The organism is Arthrobacter sp. Cr_A7, from assembly GCF_029222765.1.
Taxonomy (GTDB): domain Bacteria; phylum Actinomycetota; class Actinomycetes; order Actinomycetales; family Micrococcaceae; genus Arthrobacter.
Genome location: NZ_JARHXQ010000330.1, coordinates 1 through 26,006 on the forward strand (window position 1 = coordinate 1; position 26,006 = coordinate 26,006).

The 26,006-nt window shown below is 60.9% G+C and carries 18 protein-coding genes and 2 pseudogenes; 9 read left to right on the plus strand and 11 right to left on the minus strand.

Annotated features, from left to right (window positions below):
* Positions 1-78 precede the first annotated feature (78 nt).
* The 8 genes and pseudogenes from P2Q66_RS19965 to P2Q66_RS20000 form a co-directional block, all read right to left on the minus strand.
* Positions 79-960 (minus strand): alpha/beta hydrolase, encoded by an 882-nt coding sequence (locus P2Q66_RS19965; protein ID WP_275730936.1) that lies wholly within the window; start codon positions 958-960, stop codon positions 79-81.
* Positions 961-1,027: 67 nt separating this feature from the next.
* The gene (locus P2Q66_RS19970) at positions 1,028-2,140 is read right to left on the minus strand and encodes a substrate-binding domain-containing protein (protein ID WP_275730938.1); all 1,113 of its coding nucleotides are present in this window, start codon (positions 2,138-2,140) and stop codon (positions 1,028-1,030) included.
* Positions 2,141-2,291: 151 nt separating this feature from the next.
* Complete coding sequence (locus tag P2Q66_RS19975; protein WP_275730940.1) at positions 2,292-2,780, minus strand: hypothetical protein; 489 nt, start codon at positions 2,778-2,780, stop codon at positions 2,292-2,294.
* 122 nt (positions 2,781-2,902) lie between these two features.
* Positions 2,903-3,676: a substrate-binding domain-containing protein gene (locus P2Q66_RS19980; protein WP_275730970.1), complete on the minus strand. Its 774-nt coding sequence runs from the start codon at positions 3,674-3,676 to the stop codon at positions 2,903-2,905.
* A gap of 102 nt (positions 3,677-3,778) precedes the next feature.
* Positions 3,779-3,973, minus strand: a pseudogene (locus P2Q66_RS19985) (LacI family DNA-binding transcriptional regulator); the annotation flags it as partial.
* A 626-nt stretch (positions 3,974-4,599) separates the two neighbouring features.
* Positions 4,600-7,099 (minus strand): annotated as a pseudogene (locus P2Q66_RS19990) (glycoside hydrolase family 3 C-terminal domain-containing protein).
* Positions 7,096-9,561 (minus strand): glycoside hydrolase family 2 TIM barrel-domain containing protein, encoded by a 2,466-nt coding sequence (locus P2Q66_RS19995; protein ID WP_275730943.1) that lies wholly within the window; start codon positions 9,559-9,561, stop codon positions 7,096-7,098. The pseudogene P2Q66_RS19990 and the gene P2Q66_RS19995 overlap by 4 nt, the downstream one beginning before the upstream one ends.
* A 73-nt stretch (positions 9,562-9,634) precedes the next feature.
* Positions 9,635-10,915 (minus strand): MFS transporter, encoded by a 1,281-nt coding sequence (locus P2Q66_RS20000; protein ID WP_275730945.1) that lies wholly within the window; start codon positions 10,913-10,915, stop codon positions 9,635-9,637.
* 453 nt (positions 10,916-11,368) lie between these two features.
* On the opposite strand from P2Q66_RS20000, the gene P2Q66_RS20005 reads away from it, so the two are divergent.
* Positions 11,369-12,157 carry a substrate-binding domain-containing protein gene (locus P2Q66_RS20005; protein WP_275730948.1) on the plus strand — a complete coding sequence of 263 codons (789 nt, stop codon included), beginning with the start codon at positions 11,369-11,371 and terminating at the stop codon, positions 12,155-12,157.
* 712 nt (positions 12,158-12,869) lie between these two features.
* On the opposite strand, the gene P2Q66_RS20010 is transcribed toward P2Q66_RS20005, so the two are convergent.
* Positions 12,870-13,337, minus strand: a complete 468-nt coding sequence (locus tag P2Q66_RS20010) for an ANTAR domain-containing protein (RefSeq protein WP_275730950.1) — start codon at positions 13,335-13,337, stop codon at positions 12,870-12,872.
* Between the two features lie 690 nt (positions 13,338-14,027).
* Positions 14,028-14,993 carry a helix-turn-helix domain-containing protein gene (locus P2Q66_RS20015; RefSeq protein ID WP_275730951.1) on the minus strand — a complete coding sequence of 322 codons (966 nt, stop codon included), beginning with the start codon at positions 14,991-14,993 and terminating at the stop codon, positions 14,028-14,030.
* Between the two features lie 403 nt (positions 14,994-15,396).
* On the opposite strand from P2Q66_RS20015, the gene P2Q66_RS20020 reads away from it, so the two are divergent.
* The gene (locus P2Q66_RS20020) at positions 15,397-16,662 is read left to right on the plus strand and encodes an acyl-CoA dehydrogenase family protein (protein ID WP_275730953.1); all 1,266 of its coding nucleotides are present in this window, start codon (positions 15,397-15,399) and stop codon (positions 16,660-16,662) included.
* 170 nt (positions 16,663-16,832) lie between these two features.
* On the plus strand, positions 16,833-18,269 hold the full coding sequence (locus tag P2Q66_RS20025) for an aldehyde dehydrogenase family protein (protein WP_275730955.1): 1,437 nt from the start codon (positions 16,833-16,835) through the stop codon (positions 18,267-18,269).
* 245 nt (positions 18,270-18,514) lie between these two features.
* On the opposite strand, the gene P2Q66_RS20030 is transcribed toward P2Q66_RS20025, so the two are convergent.
* Entirely contained in the window at positions 18,515-19,429 is a 915-nt protein-coding gene (locus tag P2Q66_RS20030) for a LysR family transcriptional regulator (RefSeq protein WP_275730957.1), read from the minus strand.
* A gap of 196 nt (positions 19,430-19,625) precedes the next feature.
* On the opposite strand from P2Q66_RS20030, the gene P2Q66_RS20035 reads away from it, so the two are divergent.
* The 6 genes from P2Q66_RS20035 (at position 19,626) to P2Q66_RS20060 (ending at position 25,591) form a co-directional block, all read left to right on the plus strand.
* Positions 19,626-20,843: a substrate-binding domain-containing protein gene (locus P2Q66_RS20035; protein WP_275730958.1), complete on the plus strand. Its 1,218-nt coding sequence runs from the start codon at positions 19,626-19,628 to the stop codon at positions 20,841-20,843.
* Positions 20,844-20,908: 65 nt separating this feature from the next.
* Entirely contained in the window at positions 20,909-22,366 is a 1,458-nt protein-coding gene (locus P2Q66_RS20040) for a sugar ABC transporter ATP-binding protein (RefSeq protein ID WP_275730959.1), read from the plus strand.
* The gene (locus tag P2Q66_RS20045) at positions 22,344-23,381 is read left to right on the plus strand and encodes an ABC transporter permease (protein WP_275730961.1); all 1,038 of its coding nucleotides are present in this window, start codon (positions 22,344-22,346) and stop codon (positions 23,379-23,381) included. Before P2Q66_RS20040 ends, P2Q66_RS20045 begins: the two co-directional genes overlap by 23 nt.
* Positions 23,382-23,421: 40 nt before the next feature.
* Positions 23,422-23,868, plus strand: a complete 447-nt coding sequence (locus P2Q66_RS20050) for a VOC family protein (RefSeq protein ID WP_275730963.1) — start codon at positions 23,422-23,424, stop codon at positions 23,866-23,868.
* Entirely contained in the window at positions 23,865-24,326 is a 462-nt protein-coding gene (locus tag P2Q66_RS20055; protein ID WP_275730965.1) for a VOC family protein, read from the plus strand. The genes P2Q66_RS20050 and P2Q66_RS20055 overlap by 4 nt, the downstream gene beginning before the upstream one ends.
* On the plus strand, positions 24,323-25,591 hold the full coding sequence (locus P2Q66_RS20060; RefSeq protein ID WP_275730968.1) for an acyl-CoA dehydrogenase family protein: 1,269 nt from the start codon (positions 24,323-24,325) through the stop codon (positions 25,589-25,591). The genes P2Q66_RS20055 and P2Q66_RS20060 overlap by 4 nt, the downstream gene beginning before the upstream one ends.
* The last annotated feature ends 415 nt before the right edge of the window (positions 25,592-26,006 follow it).

Genomic DNA, 26,006 nt, shown 5'->3' on the forward strand with positions numbered 1-26,006 from the left:
TCGCAGGACATTCCGGTTTCTTGATCTCGGGGGTGCGGCGCGGGACAGCCGGACGGCCGTCCCGCGCAGGTGTTGCTGTTACTCCTTGAAGAACTGCAGGTAGGCCTCTGCGAGAGCTTCTGGATCCTCTTCTGCCAATTGGTGGCCCCAAGGCAGGATGACGCCCCGCACATCCTCGGCTACTTCGCGCATCTGCCGCTCATTGTCGGCGCCGATGAAGTACTCACTTCCTACGGCCAGGACCGGCATGGTGAGTTTGGTCTTGGCCGCTTCATGGTTCTGCTCGGCGTCCTCAAGGGTGGCCCGGTAGATGGCGAACATGCTCCGTAGGCCGCCGGGGGAGGAGTAGCAGCGGACGTATTCGTCCAGAGCGTCGGGAGTGATCGCCTGGGGATTGTGCGTCTCGTGCTTGATGAAGTAGTTGAAGTACTCCCGCTCCTTACCGGTGATCAGCAGCTCCGGGAAGTCCGGCACGTTGTAGAAATTGATGTGCCACAGCCAGACGTAAGTGCTGACGTTCTCCTTGGTCAGGAATGAGTAGTCTTCGAGTCCGAAACCGGGGAGGATCATCTCCTGGTAGACAAGTTTCTTCACCCGCTCGGGGTACTGGGCAGCGACCTGGTAAGCCGTAGAGGCTCCCCAGTCTTCTCCGACCAAGTAAAAGGTCTCGTAGCCCAGGTGCGTGGCCAGCTGGGCAATGTCCTCGGCCATGTTCTTCATGTCGAAGCCGCCCTGTGGGTGCTCTGAATCGCCCAGGCCTCGGAGATCCGGTGCAATGACGGTGTAGTACGGGGTCAGCAGCGGGATGACCCGGCGCCAGTGGTAGGAGGTCTTCGGCACGCCGTGCAGCAGGAAGAGGGGCTCACCTTCGCCGGCGATGGAGTAGTGGAGCCTCACTCCGTTGACGAAAGCGCGTCCGTGCTTGGCAGGCACTCCGTTGTGGTCCTGAATGATATCCATGATTTGCAGCTCCTTGTTCGAGTTGGTACTTATTCGGTTGGTACTTCTGGGTTTGGGGCGTGAGGGGTTACGCGCAGCCCTCGCTTGATTTGCAGGCCTCGGTCAGCTGGCTTGGCGGGTCCTGGTGATAGACCTGCTTCCAGGCGTCCAGGAGGTTGTTCTGCAGAACCGGTACCGCAGGGAAAGCAAGCCAGTTGGGCGCGGTGCCACCCAGGAGGACTTTGACTGCCATGTCAGCTTCAGCCAGGCCCTGGTCGTAAGGGACCTGGGCGCTGAGGGCCTTGATGTTCCCGCCGGTAGCCAGGTCGGCCGCCACGTCAGAGGCGATGTTGACCGCCGTGATCGGCATCGTCTTGCCCTGAGACCGAAGCGCCTGGTCAATGCCCACAGCCGGGACTTCCCATTCGGTGAACATCCCTTGTACGTCGGGGTTCGCCGTAAGGAAATTGCCCGCGTCCTTGCCGGAGTTAGCCGGATCGAGGAACTCGGCGACTTTGATTTTGATGTCGGGGCGGTTTTGTTTCATCCAGTCGACGAAGCCCTTCATACGTTCCTTCGTCACGAAGAAGTCGACGCCGAAGTCGAGCACGCCGACGGTACCGCCCTCGGGAATGTACTTGGCCAGCGCTTCAGCGCAGACGGCGCCGTTGCCTTGGTTGTCGGACGAGACCATGCCCTGGTAGTCCGCCGGGTACTTGAGCCCGGATGGCACGTTGTCCATCATGATGAGCTTTATGCCGGCAGCGCCGATCTTCCGGTATGCCTCGGCTGTTGCGGTGTCGTCCACCGGGATACTGATGATCGCGTCCGGCTTCAGCTGGATCATGTTCTCGATGCTGGACACCTGCTTTTGGACGTCGAAGTTGGGATCGGCCACTCCGATGACTTCGGCGTCGTATTTCTTAAGCCGCTCTGTGATACCCCGGACCTGTTCGGTGGACCATTCGATGTTCATGGTCTGCATTACGATGCCGACCCGATACTTCTGTTGCTTGGCCTGGCTGACTTCCTCGTCGGTGAGTTTGATGTCGTCGAGGGTCCCGGACTTCACACCGTTCGGACCAAGGCCGACGATGTTCTCCGGTACCAGATCTGCTGCTTTTACCTGGGCCAGCGGATTCTCTGTGTCAGAAGGCGTTCCCCCCGTGTCCGAGGCGCAGCCTGCCAGTAGTGAAGCCATTGTGGAGAGGGCAAGAACCCCAGCGGTTACTGACTTTCTCATGTTCGTTTTCCCTTCAGTTGATCGACTGTGACCCCGATGGCGCCCTTTTTAGGCATGACAATTCACGGTGTTGCTGTTGGACTGCTATTTGTAAGTGAGGAGCGACCGCTTAGGCGAGGGCGGTCGCCAAAGCAGGGGGTAGCGGCGAGAGGACGAGCCCTCCCGCAATCGATGCTGTGCGGATAGCGGTGGCCTTATCGGAGGCATTCAGGAACGCTTCCGCGTGGGGTTTGTCCAAGAAAAGACCCAGAGAGCAGGGTCCGTAGTGGGCCTGAACCCACTGAACAGCCTGGCCTGCCCGTGCCCCCAGATCTCCCCGCAGCTCAAGGTCGACGCTGTCGATGGTCGTAACAGACACGTGCGTGCCTGAAGAGTCCACAGACACGACCAAACTTGCCCACAAGACACCGGCATCGAACACGCCAACGACCGCCGTGGAGCGTTGTGGGATGAAGAATTGTATGCCGAGGGACATGTCCTCCGCCGTGCATTCGGTCCCCGTGAGCAGTTCCTCGACGTGGGCCCACTGGGTGTCTTCGAGGTTGCGTAGCTCGACGTCGGGGCGGAGCGCGAGGGCCTGCAGGATCTTCTCACCCATCTGACGCTCCTTTCTCTTCATCGAGATCGTTTATCGTGAACGTTTACGGTGTAACCATCGTGAACGTTTACGAAGATTGTGTCAAGAGTCACACCAGAAGAATTAATAAAAGTTTTCGGGGGCTAGCTTCGTCGGCTGATAGCAGGGGCGGAGCTCATGCGCACAACGAGCTTCGGAGGCCCGGGGGTGCGGTCCACCTCCCGGCCATCGATTGCACCCAAGAGTACTTCGATGCTGGCGACCGCGAGCGTGGTGAAGTCCTGCCGGACGGTGGTCAGCGGAGGCAGGAAGTAGTCGGATCCTTCAATGTCATCGAAGCCGACGATGCTGACGTCCTCCGGGACGCGAACACCCTTCTCGGCGAAAGCGCGAATGGCTCCGAGCGCGGTGTGATCGCTGGCTGCCACGATAGCTTGGGGGAGCCGGCCCTCATCCACGAGCCGCAAGCTTGTCTCGTAAGCCCACTTTGGGCTCCAGTCGCCTTCAATGCACAGTCCAGGCCGCAGTCCTGCATCTCGTAGTGCGGCCTCCCAGCCGCGTTTGCGGACCCGACCGTCAAACCAATCCATGGAGCCTGCAAGATGGGCAATGTCGGTGTGGCCCAAGTCAATGAGATGCTGCGTCGCCAAGCGTTCCCCCAACTCCTGGTTTTCCGAGTAGGTGAAGACATTGGGTGTCGAGGACGCCCCCGCGGCGATCATCTCAACTGGAACCCGGACCGAGGCGCTCCAGACTGCCGAAGCCATCGAAACGATCGGCGCGATGACGATGATTCCGTCGACCCCGATATCATCCAAGGTGTCCAAAGCCTTCTGTACGGAGTCCTCGTAAGGCTCCTCGACTGTCACTACGGTAGTAGAGTAACCCTTCTTCCGCGCCGTGTTTTCGAGTGCCATCAGCGTTCCGACGGGTCCGAATCGGGGCGAGCCGTCAGTGAGAATGCCAATGGACGTCGATCGACTGGTTACCAAAGTAGTGGCCGCTCGGTTGCGCCGATACCCGATGTCCTTGATAACTTGCAGCACCCGTTCGCGCGTTGCAGCGTTGACGTCCGGGGCATTGTTGAGGACCCGGGAGACCGTTCCGTATGAAACGCCCGCAATCTGTGCAACATCGTTGATGTTCGGCTTGCGGGGCGAAGATGATCGTGGCGGCCTTGCCTGGGAGTCTTGTTGCCCCCCTACTCCTGCCACGGACCCTCTCCTATCTGTCGTTGAGCCACAAAGGGAAGGCTGATTGCCTTGTCAGCTTACAGAGTCAAGGCGTGCAAGCTACCCCACATCTCTACTCACTACGGCCTTGGTTGGGGACCAAGCACCCGCCAGCCAAACGTCAAAGCCTAGTGAGCGCAAGGTGAGGCGAAAAGCTCGGGCCCCGGGCTAACCAGTTGGCTCAGGCAACATTTTTCCATAAACCGGGCTAAAAGGCTGTGCAATGTCGTATCCAACGACGCGCTCACAGCGACAGAGTTTCCGGAGGGCACTATTGTCAGATTGAGCTCGTAGACATTCGCCCCGCGCTGTGCTCGCACTCCAGATGGATTCTATTCTGACGTTTCTTGCGCTGTCCTCTGACGTCAGGTTGGGGTGTACTACAACTGGGCAAACGATGAGGGAAGTGCCAGCAGTAGCCAGCGACAATCGCACCGCTAACTATTGTCCAACGGCTCTGCCATCATCCCCTGAGATGGGAGCATCAGGTCGATGCCAGACCACCTCTGTCAGCAGGGCGAATAGCCCTGGTAATAGGTGGTCCGGACACCGGGACGCAACTGGTTGCACCAGGCCTGCGGAGCGGGCTTTGCAGTGGAGGTGGGTAGCTAAGTCAGCTCGATATCCAGAGCCTGGAATGTATCGGCCGAGTGCCGGCCCACGAGGATCCGGAAGATGCCGGGTTCAAACTGCCAGCCTCCGTCGTAATGCCCAAAGGATTTGGCGGCAATCCGGACCGCAACGCTCTCGGTCCCGCCGGGTGCGAGGTGTGTTCCCGTGTAACCGGCCAGCCAGCAAACGGGCCGTTCCACTGCCGACTCGGGCCGCTCCAGGTACACCTGGACCACTTCGCGCCCGGTACGGCTGCCGGTGTTACGGACCGGAACGTGCACTACTACGTCGTTTCCTGCAGGAACTGACTGCGAGGAGTGAGGTGCGCCCAGTTCGAATGTGGTGTAGCCCAGCCCGTAGCCGAAGGGCAGGGCAGGTGCGGCACTTCCTTCTGCCCTGTTGCTTGAGCCAGGCCCGGTAGCCCACATGAATGCCCTCGGAGTAGACAACCTTGCCGTCCACGGGGGTGGTGTTGAGGACTGGTACGTCCTCAAGTGCTGCCGGCCAGGTGGTGGGTAGGCGCCCGCCCGGCTCCTCGGCACCCAACAGGACATCTGCGATGGCCCGGCCGAATTCCTGGCCACCGAACCAGCCCAGCAGGACCGCTCCCACCTCGTCGAGCCACGGCATCAGCACCGGCGAGCCGCTATTCACCACAACGATGGTGCGCGGATTCACCGCTGCCACTGCCTCCACAAGCTGGTTCTGAAGGCCGGGGAGATCAAGGTCCTTCCGGTCGAAGCCCTCGGATTCGATGGCGGCGCTGGTCCCCACCACCACAATGGCAACGTCAGCGGCCTTCGCCGCTTCCACTGCCGCATCAATGTCGGCCTGCGGATCCTCCACTACGGTTTCCTCACCCAGAAGGATGGCGGTGAACGGGATGACCTGCTGCTTGGGCAGCTCATAAACAGCCTCGATCCGCACGATTTCACCGGCAGCGGTTTCTACTGGGTGTACGGTCTTGGGCGGGTCGAAAAGGGCTGCACCGAGAACATCGGTGTCGTCCTCGATCTCCCCGTTGAACACCTCATCGCCCTTCATCGACAGCCGGATCCGGCCCACGGTTCCCACGCCGAGGTGGTGGATGCCAGCCGTTTGGGCAGTCCAGTCAGTCTCCATCCGAATGGCGCAAGCGCCGTCCGGAATCCCGACGCCGAACCAGATCAGGTGCGATGCGAGCCGGTCCTCGCCGGAGATTTCCGAGCCGTCCTCAGCCAGGAAGGTGACCCTCATTCCAGGAACACCGGACACGGGGTTATGCAGTGAAGTGCGCGGGAAGGGCTGCAGACCTTCAGCAACCTTCGCCCCACGGGAGTAGCTCAGGCTGACGGCTTCCGGCAATGCTTCCCGCAGGCCCTCTAGGGGCGAGACCGTATGTTTTGGCATGACGGTGGCGCTGCCGCCACCTTGGGTGCGGGCCTCCTCCGCGTTGTGCCCGCTTACCGCGACGCTGGCCAGCGCAGCAGGGTCCAGCGGCAGGAGGCCGTCCCTGTTGCGGACCAAGACCGCCCCGCGGACAGCCACCTCGCGTGCAACGGCAGCGGCGTCAAGGGCAGGTGGAAGCTCGGTTACGGCGGGAGCAATGCCCTCAAGGGATCCGACCCTGGCAGCGAGGCGGAGGATGCGGATGACTTTTTCGAGGATGGCGGTCCGGCTGACCCGGCCGTCGTTCACGGCAGCCAGCAGCTTGGGTCCCCAGTGGCCAACCGGGCCAGGCATTTCCAGGTCCTGGTGCGCATTCGCGGACTCCACGGACCGGACACCGGTCCAGTCGGAGACAACCACGCCGTCAAAGCCCCATTCCGTGGACAGCGGGGTCTTGAGGAGCTCGTTTTCGCTGGCGGTGGTGCCGTTGATGGAGTTGTAGGAGCTCATCACCAGCCATGCACGGGCCTCTGTGATCGCGTCCTCGAAGGCCGCCAGGTACAGCTCGCGCAGCGGACGCTCATCCACTACGGAGTCGGCAGTGAAACGATCCGTCTCGGCCTCGTTGGCCAGATAGTGCTTGGGTGTGGCGCCGACGCCCATGGCCTGTACACCGGCCACATAGCCCGCGGCGAGGGTTGCGGTGAGGCGGGGATCCTCGCTCATGCATTCGAAGTGCCGGCCGCCCAGCGGGGAGCGGTGCAGGTTGATGGTGGGTCCTGGGACGGCGTGGACCCCCTTGCGGCGGGCCTCCTGCCCCAGGACCTGGCCGTATCGCTGCGCCGTTTCGATGCTCCAGGTGGCGGACAGTGCGGACGATGACGGCAGAGAGACGGAGTCGTGGCGTTCGTCGAAGTCTTCGCCCCGGACGCCGGACGGGCCGTCAGACATGACGATGCGTGAGAGCCCGATAGCGGGCAGGGAGTGTGTCGCCCAGACGTCGGCGCCAGTGAGCAACTGAATCTGTTGCTCCAGGCTCAGGCTTTCCGCGATATTTCTGATCAGGGCTTCGGCGTCCGGAGAGCTTGCGGCCGGGGCGGTAACGGCTGGGGAAAGGGTGGCCTTCATGCAGTTGCCTCCTGGGACTGGCTGACGGGACTAATGGGCGTGCCATTGCTGGTGATGGTGAGTTCGACAGGCTTGTCGTCGAGTCCTTCGGAGTGGACGAGCACCGTGACGGGACCGACCCCTGTGGGTCGGATAATGGCAAGGGCCCGCCCATCGAAGGTGGTGCGCCCGCTCGCGTCGAAGCGCTCGACCGTGGCCGGGGCCCCAGTTCCGAAGCCGGCAAGGACGGCAGGACCTTCGATGCTTACTGACACAAAGCGGTCGGCGCCGGTGACCAGCACTCCCTGAGGGTCGCGCAGCTCGATGGCCACGAAGGCGAGATCGGTATCGTCGTGGCTCAGGGTATCCCGATCGGTAGTTGCGACCAGTTCGATGGCACCGGAGGCTGAGACGAGGGATGAGCGGCCCACCTCGATACCGCCGCGATAGGCGACCGCCTCGAGTGTCCCCGGACGGTAGGTCGTTTCGAGAGTCGCCAACAGGGGTCGTTTCACGCCTACGCGTGCGCGGGCCAGCTCAGTTCCATCGAGAAGCAGTACGACTTCATCTGCATCGGCTGCGACCTCGACTGTCACGGGTTTGCCCTCGAAGCCGGGCCAGGTCCAGGAATCCAGCGAGTCGCTCCAAGCCCAGGGTGACTGCAGGGTGATGGTGTGACTGTGGTGTTCTGGTCGCACAACGGCAATGGCCGGTTGTTTGCGAAGTCCGAAGACGATCTCCCGGTAGTAGGATACGGGGCGCCGCCAGCCTGTGATGTCGAAGTCTCCACACCATGCGGTCAGGTAAGGGTACTCCCGCTCAAGAGCGTTATTCGCGGATGGATCTTCCGCATGTGAGGTTGCACCGATCCCGACCTCGCCGAGGTAGTCCCACCCTGTCCAGGTGAAATCGCCGATCACATTGGGGTTCGCCAGAACCAGCGGCCACAGCTCGCCGATCTGTGTCGGGAAGCTCTCGGATCCGACGATGACGCGGTGCGGGAAGAGCTCACCGTCGCTCGCGTAACGGCCTTCTGCGTAGTTTAGGCCGAGTACATCAAGTGCGGCGCTGGATTCGGCTGTGCGGAATGTTACTGCGGCCGAGGAGCCGATGGCGCTCATCATGCCAGCGCCGGCGTCTCCCATCATCGCGTTCAGTCCCTGCTCGGTAGCGAGGATGTTTTCAAGTTCATCGAGAACGGCGAGAGCAGCGTTGACCCCGTTGGTGACGGGGCGGGTTGGATCGAGAGCGCGCACGTGCTCGGCGAGTTCGCGGGCCAGAGCGGACCCGTGCGGGGTGCCAACCTCGACGATTTCGTTGCCGATGGAGTACATGATCACGCTGGGGTGGTTGTAGTCCTTCGCGATCATCGACTCCAGATCAGCCGCCCACCACTGCGCGAAGTCGAGTGCGTAGTCGTAATCGGTCTTGCCCCGGGTCCACATGTCGAACGCTTCGTCCATGACGAGCATCCCGAGGCGATCGCAGGCATCGAGCAGCGAGGGCGACGCCGGGTTATGGGCCGAACGGATTGCGTTGAAGCCCGCGTCCTTGAGCAGTTGGACGCGCCGCTCCTCCGCTCGGGCAATCGATGCAGCGCCAAGCGGCCCGTTGTCGCTGTGGATGCAGGCACCGCGCAGCAGGACCTTTTCTCCATTGATCCGCAAGCCCTTGCGGGGGTCGACGGTGACGGTGCGGATGCCGTGCACTGTGACGACTTCGGCCCCGGTATCGCCCAGCCGTGTCCTGGCGGTGTACAGCGCCGGAGAATCTACACTCCACAGTGCCGGGTCGGGCACATAGAGGCGTTGGCGAACGAGTGCCGTCTTTCCCGGCGCGATGGTGACCGGTGTCCGATCACCCTCCACCGCGGCCCCGGCGGGGTCCTCCAGTTCGGTTGAGAGCGTTACCGCAGACGTCGTCATCCCTCGGTTGGCCACGGTCGTGGCAACCTCAACGACCGCCTGGTCCTCGTCTATCCGAAGGGTTGTGATCCGGACGCCGTCGGGGAGGACATGCGTGGGCTCGTCGACGTGCAGGAATACTGGGCGATGCAGCCCTGCGCCGGCGTACCATCGCGTGTCCTGGCCTGAGCGAACTTCAACACGGATGGTGTTCGGCTCGCCGAAACGCAGGAACGGCGTCAGCTCGACGAAGAACCGGGCGTAGCCATCTGCACGGTTTCCGGCGAACTCGTCGTTAGCAAACACCATCGCATGACGGAAAGCGCCCTGGATCTCAAGCCGCACGATCTTGCCAGCCCACTCCGCTGGAACGTCAAAGTTCTTCGTGTAACTGAACGCTCCAGCGGGGTAGTAGGCGGCGCTTCCCTTGCCGGGCACGTCTGGGGTGCGTTCCGCGTCGCGGAGCGCATCATGGGGCAGGGTTACCCACACGGCCGACGGGGCCTCCTTCTCCACTGCGGCGAAGGGCCCTCGCGGGGCGCGGTAGCTCCAGTTGCTGGAGAACGAGGTTACGGTCATGGCAAATCCCTATCAGATGGTGCATGGTGTGGTGCGTTTGGTCCCCGCAGGTGGGGACACCGGCTGTGCTGCGTCAGCGTACGGATCGGATCGGACGGATGAGGAGGCAGCAAATCATCAGCATGACGAACGCCGCAATAAAGACGTACTGGTAACCGCCGGTGATCCCGATGACAGTGGAAGTCAGCACCGGGCCGAGCATTTGACCGCCCGAATTAGCCATGTTGAGGATGCCTAGGTCCTTGGCTGCGTTGTGCTTGTTCGGCAGGACTTCAATGTTCAGTGCCTGGTCGACCGAAGTGAAGACGCCGTTGCCGATGCCGGCGAGGACCGCGAACACAATCATTGCCCAGGCGGACGGTGCGAAGAAGGGAACAAGAGCGCCGGCGCCGATGATTGCGGCCGCGAGGATGACGAACGGCTTGCGGCGCCCGAAGTGGTCCGAGACCGGCCCGGATCCGAAACCAAAGATGAGCGCGGTCACGAGCTGGATCGTGGCCATGACGGCGATGATCCCGGCTGCTTCGGCCTGAGACAGTGCAATGTAATCGGTGAGGATGTAGAGCTGGTAGGCAGCGATGGAGTAAGTTCCGGCAACCAGCGCGAACTTGCCGAAGAGTGCCAGGTAGTAGTCGCGTGCGCCCTTGCGGGGAAAGGTGAAGCTGCTGATGATATCGGCCCGGTTCAGGGACTTCTTCTCAGCATCACGGTTGGATGCTTCCGGGGCGAGCACCACGAAGATCAAGCCGGAGACGAGTGTTGTCACGGCGAAGACGATCACGCCGGCGCGCGGATCAGCGACGTACCCGGCACCGACAATCTGGCTGAGGGCGGCACCGAGCACCATCGCAACACCGTAGATCGACGAGACCGTGCCGCGGTACTTCACGGGAACACGGTCGGAGATAACAGCCACCATCGGGGCGATGATCGCGTTCAGCAACAACATATAGATGCACCACCACACGACCAGTGACACGGCGTCGCCGGCTGTGCTAAAGCCCCAAAGGCCGATTGCCGTGCCGACAGAACCGGCCAGGATCCATGGAGCGCGCTTGCCGATCCGTGACCGGGTCAGGTCAGAGAAGGCGCCGAACAGGATATTTGAGATGAGCGACAGGAAAGCCCCGAGCAGTCCCATCGTTGCCACGAGGCCCACGCGCTCGTCAGGTGCTACCTCATTGACGAGGGCAGGCATCACAACCGCAATGCTGCCGACGTAGGGACCGATCCAGAGAATGCCCCCGATAAAGAGAGCGACGGCGAGGCGCCAGTTGAGGCGGGAGGGGGAGCTGCTGCGGGTAACGTCCTTGCCGAAGCTGGGGTCGGTAGCGGTCTGGTGAGATTGCGACATCGTTGTCCTTGCGGGAAGGGAAAGGGTGGAAAGGCACAAAGGGCCCACGCAAAATATTGGGGGACGGTTGAAACTTTATCAATAAGTTTCGTTGATCTAAAGACTAAAGGCCAATGAAACCCTCAGTCAAGGGCCAATTTTTTGAAACAGTTTCAACTAGGATTGACTGAGGGCCCGGCAGCCCCGGAGCAACGAACGGGAGTGGTAAGCATGGCGAGAACACCGGCAACCGGCCCGACCCTCGATTCCGTCGCCGCCCTGGCGGGAGTCTCGAAAGCCACGGTTTCCAAAGTGCTAAACCGTCGGGCCGGGACGGCTCATGCGACGCGGCTACGAGTCGAAGAGGCGGTCCGCCAGCTCGCCTACGTGCCGAGCACACACGCTTCCTCGCCGCGGGTACATGGGGTAACCGTCGTGTTTGACACGCTGATCAGCCTTTATTCACTCTGCGTAATGGAGGGCATGGTCGCCGCGGCTCAACACGAGAAGGTTGACCTCGTGGTTAGGGTATTAACTCCTGGCAAGGCCGCAACCGACCATGCCCAGCTGGACCGCACGTTCGTGAACGAGGTCGCCGAGAAAGGCAACGCCGGCATTATCGCCGTTACGACGGCGATTGAGCCTGATGTAGTCGAGGCGTGCAGGGACGCAGGGCTTCACCTTGTCGCTGTAGATCCACCGAACCCCCTCGACCCCTCCGTGGCCAGCATCGGGTCCAACCACTGGACCGGCGGCATGCAGGCAACCGAGTACCTTATCAAGCTGGGGCACCGTCGCATTGCCTTTGTCGGAGGAGATCCTGTTAATCCGGGCCTTCGCGCCCGTTTCGGTGGTTACCGTGAGGCGCTGCTGGCGGCAGGCATCCCCGACGAGCCACGGCTTGTCTCCCAAGCCGGAATGATGACGGCCGAGGCGGAGATCGCCAGGCTCCTGGCAGCGCCTGAACCGCCGACCGCCGTCTTCGCGACCAACGATGCCGACGCCTTGGCGGCCATCCGTGGCCTGCGTACTGCGGGCCTTCGGGTACCCGAAGACGTTAGCGTCGTCGGCTACGACGACACATATTCGGCCCTCCCTGCCTCGCCTGCGCTGACCACTGTGCACACACCGATGCACTCGATCGGACGCACTGCAATGCAAACACTCCTCCAGCTTCACGCCGGTTCACAGCCAATCTCGCACCACGTGGAGCTGGCCACGACACTAGTTGTACGGGAGTCAACCGCTGCACCGCCACCCTAGTGGAGGAAAGCCTAGGGTCGCAGGGCTGAAGCACGGACGACCGGGCTGCTTTAGGGCCGTCCCCTGCCCATTTTCTACAAGGCCGATAACGGATATTCGGTCAACCCGCCTCGACCGGACGAATCACTGCTCGCTGATTACTCTGTCCGGTCTCAGTTTTGTTGGCAAGAATCTCAATAGACATGACAATCTACGGATCTGCGGGCTCCGTCTCACCGCACCTGGCAACGCGACTGGCGGACTCGCCTTGCGTTACTTGACCAGACGCACCTCGCGGCCGCCGAGATGAATCCGGAATTGCCAACTCAAGTGAGACGCAGTCGGCATGATTTAGCTCAGTCAACTTGGCAAAACCCCACGTCGACGTTGCCAACTATATTGAGACCGGACATACTCTGCCGGACTTGAGGGCGACTGTGTTCCGTCCATGACAGGGGTCAATTCACCCTGATAGCTGTAGCGGTGAATAACCTACGAGAATTGTCCCCGGCTGTTGTCGACGGAAGCATACTGGAGACCGATTCCCGCTGCTTCTGCCGTCTAGGCAAGGAGCCCTTTGTCAGGTTGTGGCGTACGTCAATGAGACACGTCTCTCGTGGACCGAGCGCTCACCGGCCGGTGATCTGTCGGGCCGACCGGACGCTTGCGGCGTCGATCATTGCCCTGAAACAAATCGAAATCTCACTTCCACGGGCGTTTCTGCTTTCATCCTTTAGGGGTCGAAGTGGGTCTGGATGGTTTCGCCGGAAATTTGTTCGATCAGCTCAGTGGCTACCTCACGCAGTTTGCGGTTGCGGTTGCTGGCGACCTTGGTGAGGATTGCGATGGCTTCTGCCTGTGTGCACCGGTTCTGCGCCATGATGACCCCACATGCGAGGTTGATGGCGGTTCTGTTTTTCATCGCTGCCTCCAAGTCCTCCGCCCGGCTCAGGGCGGTGCCGATGCGCACTGAGAGATGTAGCGTGCTGCGCGCGGCGGCGGCAAAGCTTTTGGCCTTGGCATAGACGTTCGGGGTGAACGCGCCGGGTTTGGATGCGAAGAAGTTCAGTGCGGCGCTGGCTTCGCTGCTGATTTGAAGGGGCACGCCCAACGAGCTGTGCACGTTCGCTTCCGCGAATTTCCGGTTCAGTTCCGGCCAGCGCAGATCCGAATCGACGTTATCGATCAGTACTGTGGACATCTCCCGGAGGGCTTTGAGGCAGGGGCCGTCACCGATGGCCTGCGCTCCAGCTGGTCCAGCTGCACGGCGCGTTCGCTGCTGCCGGCGGCAGTGGTGGGTTTTCGCCTTACTTTGACGGTTATCGCACAGCTGTGCTGTTGCACGGCGGGTTCGACTCGTTGATCGAGGAGTTCTTCCCCATCTGCCAGCGTCTTGCTGCCGCCGAGTTCGGCGTGATTGCCTTCGAGGGGCCGGGACAAGGTGGTGCCCGGATGTTAAACGGGCTCACCTTCGACCACGATTGGGAGAAACCGGTAGGGGCCGTGTTGGACCACTTCCGCCTTGACCGGGCCGCTCTCGTTGCCGATCCTGTCGTTAGCATTGCTTGCTTCAAATGTCCGACTCCCACGAGGCCTGTCAGCACTTGCTGGCAGGCCTACTCAGGCTTGAGCGACAGGATTCTCGCCCCGACGCTCCCTTCCGAGGCCCTCCCCTCGATAGGGGGGGGCCTAGCCAGCCAAGACCAGGCTCTACCAGACGAACTCCACCCGTACGCCTTTGGTGTGTTAAGCCCTGGACGAGAGCACATAAGTGCAGGGTCGAGATACCGCACCCGGCCTTCTCAATGATGCGCTTACGGGTCGTTTGCTTCTCGACACTGCTGTCACACAGCAAGGTCAGGGGGTTCCGAATTCACAGACCCGACGAAGGTTAGTTCTCCTGCCCTCGGGCTGCAGCCGATCGATACTCGCCTGGGGCCATTCCATATGCGGCTTTGAACAATCGTGAGAAATGCGCAGGGTTGAGCAGCCCCCATCTTGCGGCTATCACGGAGACCGACCTGGAGTTGTAGCGAGGATCCGTCAGGTCACGGCGGCACCTCTCAATCCGCCGGGTGCGGATCCAACCGTTGACGGTGTGGTCTTCAACCTCGAAGAGCCGGTGGAGGTAGCGAACAGATATGTGATGGGCCGCAGCAATTTGGGACGGGCTCAGTTCCGCGTCCCCAAGGCGTGCGTCGATAAAGGCATGGATTTTTAGGGTTAGGGCGCTCTGGTGGGTTTCCGGTGAGACGACCGAACCCAGTTGCAACTGTTCGGCAAAGGTTGCCGCCAGGAGATCCAGAAGGGTGTCACCCAAATGCACATTTACGGCGGGATTGGACGCGGTCAGTTGCCGGCCGAGACCTACGAGAAACGGAGACAGGAGGGCACCGATGCCCTGTCTGCCGGAGACACGCCGGGCGGTGAGTGCTGACACGGGCCGCTCGGGCAGGCGAAGCAGGGCCCGGGGAAACATGACGACCATCATCCTGTAAGACTGGTCGAAGGACAGGGTGTAGGGGCGCGAAGTGTCGTATAAGGCAAAATCTCCTGGTGTCAGTGCGGCCTCTCTTCCGTCCTGTGAGACGACGCTGTAGCCGTTGACCTGCAAGCCCAGCTTGTAACATTCCGGGTCACCGGCGCGGATCGATTGTGCAGTCCGGACCACGACGTGTCCCGTTGCACTGATGTCCGACACGCTGAGCTGGCCCAAGTCCTCTCTGCGCAGGACAGCTTGGAAGGATGGCCCGGCCGCTATGGCTGCGTCCAAAGGCACAAAGGCTTCTGAGATTGCCGTGCGATAGGCATCAAAACGCTCGGCGACGGCAAGGTTCTCCGTGCTGCTCAACTCCACAATGCAGCTCCTCAATGCCACGTATCTCGGTACACCGCACGTGGGCAGGTCACATCATTTTACCTGCCGATATGGGCTGGCTCACAGCTTGTGCGCTGGCGCGCAAGCACCGGGCGCTCTCGGAGAAGACGCCCTGTACCGATGCAACGAATACTCAATGGAGGAAGTACCGCAATCTTGGCTCTGACGGCGGAAGCGGTAGTAGAGGCCGCTTTGCTCTTGGGTGAGGCTGCCATACTCCCGGTCCATGCGGAAGGCTGGGCGCACTTCAGCAAGTCCACGAACGAGCTGCACGATGCCTTTGACGGAGCAGGTTTGGGCGGCCGTCTTCACATCCCAATCCACGGAAGGCCGCTGCAGATGGCAGTCCCGGCACTCTCTGACCTATCTGAAAGGAACTGACATGGCCATTGATTTCACCCTCAGCCCGGAACAACACCGCAAGCAGCTGGCGGCGCGCGAGTTTGCCGCCGAACACTTGTCCGGTGTCCGCGAACTGATCAACCCCCTGCCGAGCGCGGAGGAACGATTCAACGCGACCCGACCGGCGTACGAGGCTGCGGTGGCGGCAGGGTACTTGGCCGAGCAGATCCCGGAACAGCTGGGCGGAAGCATGACAAGCCTTGTGGACCTGGCACTGATAGCCGAGGAACTCATCGCCGTCGAATCCAGCGTTCCACTCTCGGTCCTCTCCACCGGGCTCGGCCTTATGCCGTTGCTGTTCTTCGGCACTCCCGAGCAGCACGCCAGGTTCCTGCCGCCGTTCACCTCCCGCTCGGGAGCGCCGTTAGCCGGACTGGCCTTCAGCGAACCCGGTGGATCGGCCAATTACACCAACCCCGACCCGGCGGGAGGCCTATCCACCATTGCGCGGCGGGACGGCACCGGGTGGGTCATCAGCGGCACCAAGACCTACACCCCACATGCCAACGGCTGGAACGGGGCACGCGCAGACCTGTTCACCGTCGCTGCCCGCACCGATCCGGCTACCTCACCTCAAGATTCCCTGGCCGTGTTCGTGGTCCCGGGCAACACCCCAGGCATCATCGTCGAAGGCGCCATCGAAACCATAGGCCAGCCCGGAGCGGAAATCTGCCAGGTACGATTCGATGACGTCCGTATCCCGGCGGAGAACATCCTCGGCGCTCCGGGCGACGGAATCCTGATCACTGAGACAGCCTTCAGCGCAACCGCAGGACTCGTCGGCGCGATGAGTGTCGGCGTGGCCCGGGCGGCCTTCCAGATCGCTTTGGACTTCGCCCGTACACAGACGAGGGGCGGCCCCGGTCCGGTCATCCTGCACCAGAACGTCGGCACGATGCTGGGGGACATGAAGGCCAAGCTGGAGGCCAGCCGCTATCTGACGTGGAAGGCTTGCGACAATTTCGGCCGCAGCAACGGGCGTGACGTCGAACTGTCGATCATCAACAAGATTTACTCCTCGGACAATGCCATCTCCATTGTCTACGACGCTATGCGCGTTGTGGGGGTGGCCGCCTACACCAAGCAGCTGCGGCTCGGGGAACTGCTCAACGACGCCCTGGCGTACCCGCTGTTCGACGGCGGAAACGTCGGAGTCCGCCGCGTACAGCTCCAGCGCATCCTCGCGTCACCAGGCTACGACGCCCTGGCCGCGGCAGCGCCTCAATTCGAACCCGCCACCACGTAACGCACCACCTGCCGGACGAAGCCCCTGTGCGTGGGCGTCCGGATTAGCAAGGCCCCGGCGTCAACGCCGCTTCCAAAAAACCAAGACCGCCGGCCACCGGTCGGACAAAACAGCGGCGGTACCGTCACCAGCGACGATTGCTGGGCGATACCACCAACGAAGAGGAATCAATGACCACCGAATTGACCACCCAGAGAACCTTCACCGACGCCGCAGACTTGCTGGCTGTGATTCAGCCGGCCACCGGTGGGCGCCGCATCATGGACCCGGCCACTGGTGAGCTCGTGGGCCTGGCCCCAGAACACACCGTCCCCGATCTTGAATCGGCGATAACTGCCGCCCGCGCTTCGCAACCGGCTTGGGGAGCCCTGACCCACGGCGAGCGGTCCGCCTTCCTGAACGGGGCTGCAGATGCTGTCGAGGCTAGCGCGGAGGCCCTAGCCGAGCTGCTCTCCCGTGAGCAGGGCAAGCCTCTCAACGGTCCCAACGCCCGCTTCGAGGTCGGCGCCTGCGCAGCGTGGCTGCGCGCCACCGCGTCCTTCGAACTCGAACCCGAGGTGCTCTTCGACGACGAGTCCGGCCGCGCCGAACTGCACTACCGGCCCCTGGGCGTCGTGGGCGCGATCGGTCCGTGGAATTGGCCGATGATGATCAGCACGTGGCAGCTGGCGCCAGCTTTGAGGATGGGCAACACGGTTGTCCTCAAGCCCTCGGGCAACACGCCACTGTCCGTGCTCGCGTTGGGTCACGTACTCAACACGGCATTGCCGGCTGACGTGCTGCACGTCGTCTCCGGTCATCGGGACGTCGGCGCCGTGCTGGCCGCCCACCCGGACATCGCCAAGATCATGTTCACCGGCTCCACGGCCACAGGTCAGGACATTATCCGTTCCTCGGCCGACACCGTAAAGCGGCTGACCCTCGAGCTGGGCGGTAACGACGCTGGCATCGTGCTTCCCGACGTCGACCCGCAGGCTATCGCCGAGGACTTGTTCTGGGGTGCGTTCATCAACACCGGCCAGACCTGCGCGTCGCTCAAACGGCTCTACGTGCACGAGGACATCTACGAAGAAGTCGTGGATGCCCTGTCCCAGGTCGCACGGGCCATGCCGATGGGTGTCGGCATCGACGAGACCAACGTCCTGGGCCCCCTGCAGAACAAGGCACAGTTCGAAATCGTCGCGAACCTCGTGCAGGCCGCCAAGGACGACGGGGCCCGCATCGTCGTCGGTGGCAACCCGGAGACCGGGCAGCCAGGATACTTCTACCCGACCACCCTTGTAGCAGACATCAAAAACGACAACCCGTTGGTAACCGAAGAACAGTTCGGCCCGGCCCTGCCGGTCGTGAAGTACTCCACCGTCGACGAAGCCGTGGAGATGGCCAACGGGCTGGAAGTAGGACTAGGCGCCTCGGTGTGGTCCTCAGACAAGGACAAGGCCCGCGAAGTCGCCGCCCGCATCCAGGCCGGCTCCGTCTGGATCAACAAGCACGGCACCGTCGACCCCCGCGCACCTTTCGGCGGGGCGAAGATGTCCGGTTACGGCGTCGAATTCGGGGTGGAGGGCCTTAAACACCTCGGCCAGCCCCAGGTAATCAGCTACTAACCACAAGGGGGCCGGCTCAACTCGGAGGCGGCCCCCGCTAGCCACATGTCCAACACGGGAACACCTCAGCGATGTCGCACCAAACAACGGTGCCTAATTGCAGGACCCTTTTGTCTTCTTTTTCGTCCACTCCGGCATAGTCAGCGGGTACATGTGCTGCCCATCGTCGGGTTGCACGGTCACACCGGTGCGGTTGGATAGAAGTAGTCAGATCATTTCGTGGCCCAAACGCGACGGAGTTTCATTTACTCGCTGCTTGGGCCCTGCGAAACGACGTTCTTAACCGAGCTAAGTAAAGAAGCCGCGATCTTTGAGATAGGTCCGATGGGCAAAACCAGCTCGATTGTGCTTGGCTCCGCGTCGGAAATCGGTATGAAGACGATGTCGGAGCGCGGAAAAAGTTGCGCGAAGCTCGCCGGGGTGATGCTGACGCAGTCTGTAGCGGCTACCACTTGCAGCATCTCTTCGACAGAACGAACGACATGCCCGTACCGCACTGGAGTACCGTCCGGACGAGGATCAATTGCCCACCATGCCCCCCAGGCAGCGGGAACACCGGCAGCCTTTACTTGAACTACCCCATCCAGGTCCGCGACCGTCAGGTGTTTTCGTCCAGCAAGCGGATGCCTGACGGACGCCACCAATGATCTTGGTTCCGTGAACAGGGGAACAATGTTCAAAGTCGATGGCGGCAAGGGGGGCCGTACCAAGGCAGCATCCAGGATTCCGGCCGCGACTCCGGCCACTTGGTCTGCCCAATTCAGCTGGCTCAGGATGAGTTCGCATGTAGGCTGCAGTGCCCTAAACTCTGCCAGGATGTCCGATGTCGAGGGCCCGATCATGCCGGCTTGGAAGCCCAGCCGGAAAGCAATCGATGGAGCAGACGTCTGGTCTGACTTCATCGTCTTCGCCTGTTTGACCGTGCGGTCGTGAATCTCCATCAGCTCTTGGGCAGCCTTCAAGAACACCTCACCTGCTGGTGTGAGTGCGGTTCCTTTAGGGCCGCGGTCAAACAGACGAAACCCTAACTGTCGCTCCAGCTTCGAAATCTGCTCACTCAGAGACGGTGAGGTTATGAATAGCTCTCCCGCTGCCTGCGTGAAAGTTCCTGCTGCTGCGATGGCGAGGAAATACCGCAGCTGCCGAATGTTTAAGTCCATTTTCACTTCCTGTGGGCGTGCGTGTTAGGTGAAAGCCTAAGTCCTGCTTGGCATAAGACACGTAGCTCCCGAGGTCATCAGCGCCTACCTTTCTTAGGTATCAACGCCGGACTCACAGAGCCGACCCAAGACCCATTTTTCCGGTCCAGATGGCTCCTTCCGACCGCTTCCGTGAGCCGCAAACTAAGGAGACCACATGTTTCAAACCTCCACATCCGGACGGCCGAAGCCGTCCATCACCTTCCAGACATCAGCTGCCGGTAACGGGAAGAAAGCTGGAACTTTTGCCATCCTTCTCGTCGCGCTCCTGACGGCGAGTGGATGCTCGGGACCGTCCGGATCGGATGTTCGGCAGGCGTTCGACGAGGCGGCCTTGTCCTCAGCTTCACAAAGCATAGATGCTCTCCGCGCAGGCAATTATGAAGAACCTCCCTCCGAAGCACCTACACCCGTGAAGGACGCCAATATTTGGATTGTCTCCTGTGGCCAGATGTCTGCGGGCTGTGCCGGCATCTCCGCAGGCGCCCAGGAAGCAGCATCATCGCTGGGATGGGAAGCAAACCTCTGCGACGGGAAGCTGGATCCGGGAGCAATGTCAGCTTGCGTCCGGTCAGCCATCACTGCGGGAGCAGACAGCGTCGTTCTCGCCGGCATCGACTGTCAAGCGATTCAGCAGCCGCTACTGGAAGCCCGTACCGCAGGAGTGGAGACTGTAGGCGTCCTGGCGTTTGATTGTGACTCTTCCGGCGGCGAGCCGCTCTTCAGTGCCAGCACCAAGTTCACAACTCAGTACCCGACACTGAAGGAATGGGCTGACGCGAGCGGCCGCGCAAGGGCCGACTGGGTTATTGACGCGACATCAGGCAACGCAAAAGCAATCACTCTGTTCGCGCTCTCTTCAACCATCACCACCGTGCAGAACGATGCTTTCGTGAAGCGAATTCAGGAATGCAGCTCCTGTTCTGTTTCTGAAGGAGTTGCACTCTCAGACGGCGATCTGGGTGGGGGACAGGTTCGAGCAAAGTTCGAATCAGCCCTCCTCAAATCTCCCGAAGCGAATGCTGTTGCCACCCCGGCGGACACGTTCTTCCTCCTGGGCCTGGAAACCGCCATTACCGGATCCGGAAAATCGGACTCACTGCACACCATCGGCGGAGAAGGCAACGGACAAAACCTGGACTTCATTGCCAAAAACCAAGGTGAAGACGCGACACTGGCCGTCGCAAACGGCTGGCTTGGTTATGCAGCGGTCGATACAGCAATACGTGTTCTCGCCGGTCAGCCGGGCGTTACGCAGGGGATCGGATTCCAGCTGGTCGACAAGGACAATGTGGCGGATGTAACTCTGGCCGGACACTACAACCCGCCGGTGGACTACATCGCGGCCTACAGAAAAGCCTGGGGCCTGCAGTGACGGAGTATGCACTGCAACTCCGTGGAGTGGGAAAAACATACGGACCTACCAAGGTCCTCGCCAACGTGGATGTTGATATCACCAAAGCATCCGTCCACGCCCTTCTGGGCGGGAACGGCTCAGGAAAATCCACTTTCATAAAGATCTTGGCCGGAATCGTCCCAGCAGACCCACAAGGTACGATTCGCACGCCGGAAAAAGTATATGACGCCCGGGAGTTCAACCCTCATGCAGCAAGGAAGGCGGGGCTGAGGTTCGTCCATCAGGACTTGGGCCTGTTTGATGATCTGACAGTCGCGGAAAACATCGCTCTCGTAGACGGATTTCCGAAGTCCAGCGTTGGCGTGGCCTGGAGGAGGCTACACCGTGAAGTCAACGACCTCCTGGGAAGGTTTTCTGTCCCTGTTTCCGCGCGGGAACGACTAGGGGACCTTCCAGCTGCCATGAAGACCATGGTGGCCGTTGCCCGGGCTTTGCGGGATGAGGAGGCGTCCGTGCTCGTCCTGGACGAGCCCACTGCTTCGCTTCCACCGCAAGAAGTGGAACAGCTCCTCTCGGCGCTCCGTACCTGCCGGGACAACGGCCAAACAATTATTTATGTGAGCCACCGCCTAGAAGAAGTGGCGGCCCTGGCGGATGAGGCCACCGTGCTGCGTGACGGGCAGGTGGTCGGTAGACCCGTAGGACAGGGCCTGACTCAAAACAATCTTGCAGCGCTCATGTCCGGCACCAGTGACAGAAGGCCGGCACTGCGGCGAGTTGATCCTCCGCCCGGTTCTGAACGGCTGAGTATCAGCGAGTCCCCTGATAGCAACGTAAAAGGGATTACTATCCACGCGGGCGAAATAGTGGGTATTTCCGGGCTTGCTGACAGCGGCGTGACAAGCATGCTCCGTTCTCTCTACGGGGCCCGTGAGAAGAGCACGTGCTGCGTCACCTCCCACACAGGCGAAGCGTGGCCGACGACCACTTATCAGGCTGCGAAGCAAGGGATCGCCTACGTGCCCCGGGACCGGCTTGACGAAGGAATATACGCCGACCTTTCCGTACGGGAAAACCTCATGTTGCCCCACCTGAACAAGTACTGGAGCCTCGGACGATTCCAGCGACAGAAAGAAAAGGCGGAAGGCTACAACCTCATGCACCGCCATTCGGTACGTGCCCCCGATCTCGACTCTCCCGCCTACACCCTGTCAGGCGGCAACCAGCAAAAAATCGTCATCGCGCGCGCCATCAGCACAGCTTCTTCCGTGCTCCTACTTGATGAACCAACCCAAGGGGTGGATGTTGCCGCCCGCGCCGACATCCACAACGCATTGCGCGAAGCCACGACGAACGGAACTTCGATCTTGGTGGCATCGACCGACTTCGAAGAGCTCAGCGCACTCTGTGACCGAATCATTCTCCTCGACAAAGGCCACCTCCTGGCCGAACTTCCAGGAGGAACTCCGGCCGCAACCATCCTAGAAACGCTCTACTCCTCATTGGAAACTGAACAAAATGACAACATTCACCAGCAGTAGGACAAATAAAGCTGGCCACAACCCATCTGACGACACCGCGTTGATACCCGGACGTGGACCCAAGCTGACAGCCTTCTTTGAACGATTCGCCCTGGTAGGGCTGACCGCCATCATCATGCTGTTCTTCGGCTTCTTCCCCGGGACTTCCTCTACCTACTTCAGTTCCCTCAATGTGACATCTGTTCTGGCAAACCAGAGCATCACTGCCCTCCTGGCCATAGCAATTCTCTTTCCCCTCATCGTGGGGCATTTCGATTTTTCCGCGGCGGCCAGTTCGTCGATCAGTTCCGTCGTGATTGCGGCAGTTCTGGGCGCGGGCGGAATCCCGGAAGGCGCTGCTGTCGCATGTGGAATCGCCTCCGGAGCGCTGGTTGGATGTGTCAATGGCCTGTTGGTAGCAGGCTTCGGCATGAACTCCTTTGTCACGACGCTCGCCATGGCCACGTTCATCGGCGGCATGATCCAGCTCTGGACCGGAGGGCAACAGATACTGCTCACAGCCGGAAGCGGCCTGGCCGCCCTCGGCACCTCGCGATTTCTAGGTTTGAGCCCAATAATCTTCCTGGTTGTGGCCGCTGTAGCGTTGGCCTGGTATCTCCTGCAACACACTCCCTACGGGCGCCGCCTTTACGCAATCGGCTCCAATGCCCGCACATCCTCGCTCATTGGACTGTCCGTGCGCAGACACGTATTTTCCGCTTTCGTGCTTTCCGGCGTGCTCGGTGGCATCGTCGGAGTGTTCTACGTCAGCCGCATGGGAGCATCGGCAGCTGATGCGGGAAATTCACTGATGTTCGCCGCCTTGGCCGCAGTATTCCTTGGCGCAACGACCCTGCAGCCGGGCCGCTACAACGTTCTTGGAACAGTTGTGGGAGTACTTTTTGTCGCCAGCTGCGTTAGCGGCCTGACGCTCGCCGGCGTAGATGCATGGGTACAGCCGGTCTTCAACGGAATTGCACTCCTACTCGCAATCGGAGTCTCAACTGCACTGGGCGCGGGACGACGCAAGGCATAAACAAACCCCCTCCATCAGCCCACTATGACAGGAAAACGCCGTGTTCGAACGTTTCTACCATGTGAATATCTGCGTCTCAGATATGGACCTAGCCATTGACTTCTACACCGCACTCGGGTTCGTTGTTGATAAGGACGTAAGCCCGCGAGGCGCAGACCTCACATCCCATCTCGGGGTCAAATGCCAGGCCCTCAGAGCAGTCATTTTACGGTTCCCCCAAGAGAATTCCCCGATGATCGACTTAGTCCAGTTCATAGACCCGCCCTCAGCAGCTCCGCCTTACCAATCTTTGAACAACGTCGGCATCGCCAGGCTCTCCTTTTGGACCGAGAACTTTGACCATGTCCTCGGCCACATAAAGGAAACAGCCATTGAGGCCTTCGGACCAGACGTAGCCTACTCCTCTCCTACTGGAGAAAAACTCCGGACAATCATCGTCAAAGACCCCGACGGCACCGCAGTTCAATTCGTAGGAGCGGCCTCGTGATCTCCACCCTGTTCCACGTCAACCTTGTCGTGCGCGATATGGCCACCAGTGTCGCGTTTTACCAGGCTTTAGGCTTCACCCCAGTCGGGGAAGCGACTCCAGAGGGAGAAGATCTTGGCGCGCCCCTGGGCACCACTGTGACTAAACTGCACACCGTTTTTCTGCGCCTTGGCGGTGACGTAAACGGACCGATGCTCGACTTGGTGGAGATACTGGAGCCACGGCCCCAAAGCCGGCCATATCCGGAAGCGAACCATCTTGGTATCGCCCGCGTAGCATTTTGGGCCCTCGACCTTCACACGGCAATACAACAGGGTGAATCGGCAGGTGGAAAACTGCTCGGCAATCCAACACGCTTTGTGGGCCCCGAGGGTTTCAGCGTCGATACGGTTTGCTTCGCTGATCCCGATGGCATCTTCATCCAAATATTCAGCCCGGTTCAGGATAATTTTTCATGACACGGGTGATCCATCAGAGGGACATAGAACGCAGGAGCGTTCGGCTTCGGGCCAGGGAGTTCGCCCAAGACGTGCTGCTCGCAGGAGCTGCTGAAGCCCGCGACCTGCCCGACCCGGCAGCGAGGTTCCAAGCCACACGTCCCACTTACGAAGAGATGGTAAAGGCAGGCTTCCTCAAAGACCTGATTCCAGCTAAGCACGGCGGCACAGGGCTGAGCGCCACTGAGTCATTCGCCATGGTGGAAGAGCTCTCGGCAGTTGATCCGGGGGTAACGCTTACTCTGCTTGCAACCACTCTGGGCCTGGCCCCTCTCATGTCTTCCGGCAACCAAGACCAACTAAGGCGACACCTACCAGTTTTCTTATCCGGCTCTGGCTCTCCTTTGGCCGCGTTCGCCTTTTCCGAGCCTGAAGGTAGTGCCAACTTCGAGAACGCAGAAAGCAGCGACACTGGAATGCAGTCCACGGCCGCCCCTGACGGAACAGGGTGGCGGATTGACGGAAGTAAAAATTGGATATCCAACGCCTACGGCTGGGAGGGCGAAGGCCCTGACCTCATGACGGTGACAGTAGCGACGAATTCCAGGGAGGCCACAAGGGGAGGCTCCGGCGCAGCCTCCGATGGGGAAAGGAGCGCTTCGTCGGCGACCAAGGAACTTACAGTCTTCTGTGTCGAAAAGGGCTCCAACGGACTCAACTTTGGGGAACCGATCAACACGACGGGCTTGCGGACGCACCTGCTGCCCCGCGTGTACTTCCACGGTCTCCTCGTTAACGACCGCGCCAGGGTGGGCGCAGTCGGTGAAGGCGCCCAGATTGTGGGGGCCGCCTTTGGAGGGGGCGCAGGGGTGGGGGCCCTGGCTCTGGGAATCGGAGATGCTGCCCTTTCCTTCGCTCTGGGCTATACGGGAACAAAGAGCCGTGGGGGAGGTATTCCAATTGTCGGCCACCAGTCTGTCAGCTTCGCTCTGGTCGATGCGAAAATCCGTTTGGAGGCCGTTCGTTCGCTACTGTACCGGGCCGCCAATGCAATCGATGCTCGCGCCGATGATGCTTTCGAGCTCTCGGTAGCGGCGAAAATCTTTGCATCAGAAACTGTAGTTGACGTTATTTCCAAACTGATGCTCGTCGTCGGGGTAGAAAGCTACAGCGATCAAACGCCGCTTACCTTCTACTTGAACGAGGCTCTAGCCCTACCGCTGATTGGCGGAAGCAACAACGGATTTCGCCGCCGGCAGCTCAGCCAATGCCTTAGGAACGCTTAGATGTCGCGTGATCGGAACGCCGAGTTGCGGTAGCCGACGTGGCCGGAACGGGGGCTTATCCGGCCGCTTCCTGTCTTGACGGCTTCCCAACCTGGCGATGTCATCCGAGACTGGTCTGGGCCTACCCCAGGATGAACTACCGCAACGCTGAACAGCGCTCCGGTAGCCCCTGCATGCGCAGCATTTGCTGTTGGGGCGATGCTCCAGATAGAAGCGAAAGCCAGGACAGTCTCAGACCAGTCAGTCCCCGGCCCAGCTCCTGAGCTTGAGCGAGAACCACCAAAACAGCCCCTCCTGGCGGCGCCAGGAGTTCGCGATGCATTGGTTCAAATCGCGTCTCTTGATGTTTTGGCGACGTGATAACTAAGGGTCTCTGGGGAGCTTGGGAGGAACGATCAGGTGTTCTGTTCGAAGC